Origin of the sequence: Dietzia sp. CQ4, assembly GCF_014145125.1 — a bacterium.
Lineage (GTDB): Bacteria > Actinomycetota > Actinomycetes > Mycobacteriales > Mycobacteriaceae > Dietzia > Dietzia natronolimnaea.
Map to the genome: position 1 here is coordinate 1 of NZ_JAALDZ010000329.1, position 3,448 is coordinate 3,448.

3 protein-coding genes are annotated in these 3,448 nt (G+C 72.4%); 2 read left to right on the forward strand and 1 reads right to left on the reverse strand.

Annotated features, from left to right (window positions below):
* Positions 1 to 103: 103 nt before the first annotated feature.
* The gene (locus tag G6031_RS16100) at positions 104 to 1,201 is read right to left on the reverse strand and encodes a CoA transferase (protein ID WP_182653805.1); all 1,098 of its coding nucleotides are present in this window, start codon (positions 1,199 to 1,201) and stop codon (positions 104 to 106) included.
* A 109-nt stretch (positions 1,202 to 1,310) separates the two neighbouring features.
* Here G6031_RS16100 and purT point away from each other — a divergent pair, with 109 nt between their 5' ends.
* On the forward strand, positions 1,311 to 2,570 hold the full coding sequence (purT, locus tag G6031_RS16105) for a formate-dependent phosphoribosylglycinamide formyltransferase (protein ID WP_182653806.1): 1,260 nt from the start codon (positions 1,311 to 1,313) through the stop codon (positions 2,568 to 2,570).
* 41 nt (positions 2,571 to 2,611) lie between these two features.
* Positions 2,612 to 3,181: a DUF1648 domain-containing protein gene (locus G6031_RS16110; protein ID WP_182653807.1), complete on the forward strand. Its 570-nt coding sequence runs from the start codon at positions 2,612 to 2,614 to the stop codon at positions 3,179 to 3,181.
* Positions 3,182 to 3,448: the final 267 nt, after the last annotated feature.

The window sequence follows — 3,448 nt, forward strand, 5'->3', positions numbered from 1 at the left end:
GGCGGCTCCGCCGAGGCGGGGTCGACGGCCAGGGTCATCCCGGCCACCCGGGAGCCACTGCCCGGCGAGTGAGGAGTGGCTCCCGGCCCCGACCCGCTCATGGTCAGGCCCAGACCTGCTCGACCGGAGTCACCTCATGCGGCGGCGCGGCCGGGACGGCAGGCGCCGGGGTGCGCGAGAAGCGCGGCGCGGGCGCCGGCCCCATGTCCCCGGCGACCTCGACGAAGGTCTCCCTCGCCGTCATATGGGGATGGGACAGCGCCTCGGTGTAGGTCAGCACCGGGGTCGTGCAGGCGTCGGTGCCGTAGAACAGCTCGGCCCACTCGTCGCGGGGCTTCCCGGCGAACTTCCCGGCGATGATCTCGCGCAGCTCGTCCCAGCGGTCCATGTCGAACTGCCCGGGCATGTCCTCGCCGTCGATGCCCATCAGTCGCGCGAACTCCGCGTAGAACTGCGGCTCGAGGCAACCCACGGCCATGAACTTGCCGTCCGAGCAGGTGTACACGTCGTAGAACGGGAACCCGGTGTCGAGCATGTTGGTCCCGGCGACGTCCGACCACTGGTCGCGGGCGCGCATGGCCCACTGGAACTGGCCCAGCACGGAGGCGCCGTCGGTCATGGCGGTGTCGATGACCTGACCCTTGCCGGAGGTGGCGCGCTCGATGATCGCGGCGAGGATGCCCTGGATGAGGAACATCGACCCGCCGCCGAAGTCGCCGACCAGGTTGAGCGGCGGAACCGGGCGCTCGCCCTGGCGGGCGGTGGCGTTGAGGTGCCCGGTGAGCGAGATGTAGTTGAGGTCGTGGCCGGCGGTGTGCGCGAGCGGGCCGTGCTGGCCCCAGCCGGTCATCCGCGCGTACACGAGCCGCGGGTTGGACTCGAGGCACTGGTCGGGGCCGAGGCCCATGCGCTCGGTGACCCCGGGGCGGAAGCCCTCGACCAGCACGTCGGCCTTGGCGATCAGGCCCCGGACCTGCGCCAGCCCGTCCTCGCTCTTGAGGTCGGCCTCCACCACGGTCCGGCCCCGCCGGGTGATGTGCGCCCAGCCGTCGGCGGACCTGGCGAGCTCACCGGGGCGCATGACGGTCACGACGTCGGCGCCCAGGTCGGCGAGCATCATGCACGCGTGGGGGCCGGGGCCGATTCCGTTGAGTTCGACGACGCGGATGCCGGCCAGGGGGCCGGAGGAGGCAGTGGTCACAGGTGTGCCCTTTCGTGTGGCGTTGCACACACGTTATCTTCTGCCGGTCCGCGGGAGCGGGGGAGCACGCGATAGAGGCCGGCGACGGAGGTCTACTAGCGTGGGCGCCATGACCGCAGCGCACGATCCCCTCGCCCCGCCAGTCGTCGACCGCTTCGGCACGCCGGGCACCCCGGACGCGACCCGCGTGATGCTGCTGGGCTCCGGCGAGCTGGGCAAGGAGGTGACGATCGCGCTGCAGCGCCTGGGGGTCGAGGTGATCGCGGTGGACCGGTACGCGGGCGCCCCCGCCCACCAGGTCGCCCACCGCAGCCACACGATCGACATGACCGACTCGGGCGAGGTGCGCCGGGTGGTGGAACTCGAGAAGCCGCAGGTGATCCTGCCGGAGATCGAGGCCATCGCCACCGCCGCGCTGGCGCAGATCGAGCAGGACGGGCTGGCCCGGGTCGTGCCCACCGCCCGGGCCGTGCAGCTGACCATGGACCGCGAGGGCATCCGGCGGCTGGCGGCCGAGGAGCTGGGTCTGCCCACGAGCCGCTACGCGTTCGCCTCCTCGCTGGAGGAGCTGCAGGAGGCGTGCGCTCAGATCGGGTTCCCGTGCCTGGTCAAGCCCACGATGTCGTCGTCGGGAAAGGGACAGTCCTCCCTCCACGGCCCCGAGGACGTGGAGGCCGCGTGGACCTACGCCCAGTCCGGTGCGCGGGTGACGGGGGCGCGCGTGATCGTGGAGTCGTTCGTGGACTTCGAGTACGAGATCACCCTGCTCACCGTCCGCAGCGTGGACCCGCGGACGGGGGAGATCCGGACCGACTTCTGCGAGCCGATCGGTCACCGTCAGGAGCGCGGCGACTACGTCGAATCGTGGCAGCCGCAGGCCATGACGCAGGACGCCTACGACTCGGCGCGCTCGGTGGCGGCGCGCGTGACCGGTGCGCTCGGCGGGGTGGGTGTGTTCGGGGTGGAGCTGTTCGTGCAGGGAGTGGACGTCTACTTCTCCGAGGTGAGCCCGCGGCCGCACGACACCGGCCTGGTGACGCTGCGCAGCCAGGTCCTCAGCGAGTTCGACATGCACGCGCGGGCCGTGCTGGGCCTGCCGGTGGTCACCACCATGTCGAGCCCGGGAGCGTCCGCGGTGATCTACGGCGGCTCCGGCATCGGCGGCTCCGGTGGCGGGACGGCCGAGGGCGTCGGGTTCGAGGGAGTGGCCCGCGCGCTCGCGGTGCCGGAGTCGGACCTGCGACTGTTCGGTAAGCCCTCCGCCAGCGAGTTCCGCCGCATGGGCGTGGCCGTGGCCACCGCCGAGGACGTGGAGACCGCGCGCGAGCGGGCCCGCGAGGCCGCCTCGCGGGTGACGGTGGTGAGGTAGGCGTGCGCCGCACGGCCGCAGGGTCGCGGGGCCTCGACTAGATGACGACGACGAACTCGGTTGCCGACGAGGCCCGCGGCCTGCCGAAGGAACCGACCAGCCCCTGGATCCTCGTTCTGGTCGTGGCCACCGTTGTGGTCTGGCTGGCGGTGCTGGCCTGGCAGGTGGTGGTCCTGCCGGAGCGCGTCCCTATTCACTTCGGCTCGGGCGGCGAGCCGGACGGCTGGTCCAGCAAGGCCGGCGCTCTGGCGTTCTCGGCGCTGTTGCCCCTGCTGATGGTGCTGCCTCTCCCGCTGCTGACCACGCTCATCGTCCTCCGGGCGCCCGAGCTCATCAACGGACCCCGCAAGGAGTGGTGGACGGCCACCGCGCCGAGGCTTCGCCGGTTCGAGCGACTGCTGCGTGAGGATCTGTGGCTGATCACGGTGGTCACCCTGGCGCTGCTGGTGGCGATGCAGGTGGGGATCGTGCGCGCCGCCGAGAGTCCGGATCAGCGCATGCCGGAGGAGCTGTTGTTCGGCGGGATGGCGGTGTTCGGCGTCGGGCTCGTCGCGGTGCTGGTGCGCATGTACGCCGGCAACCGGTACGCCGAGCAACCCGACCTGGACTGAGCCTGTGGATGGTCGTCCGATCTATCCACCGACCCCTCTCGCGGGCCGGATCCGGCGCCGCCGCGCCCCTAGCGTGGATCCCCGAGCGGCCCGGACTGTCGGGCCCGGAGGGGGCGGGACTGATGGCGGGATCGAGCACGGGGTCGGGACCTGTGGCCGCGGCGCTGGTGGCGTTCGAGCGGGTCGCGGTGGTGGCCGAGGCGGCCCGGGTTCGGGAGGCCGGGGTGCGTGCGGCCGACCAGGCGGGATCGCTGGCCGCGGCGCTCG

Excerpts from the sequence above, each read along its gene's own strand:
- purT (WP_182653806.1), top strand. The coding sequence starts at position 1,311 with ATGACCGCAGCGCACGATCCCCTCGCCCCGCCAGTCGTCGACCGCTTC.
- G6031_RS16110 (WP_182653807.1), top strand. The coding sequence starts at position 2,612 with ATGACGACGACGAACTCGGTTGCCGACGAGGCCCGCGGCCTGCCGAAG.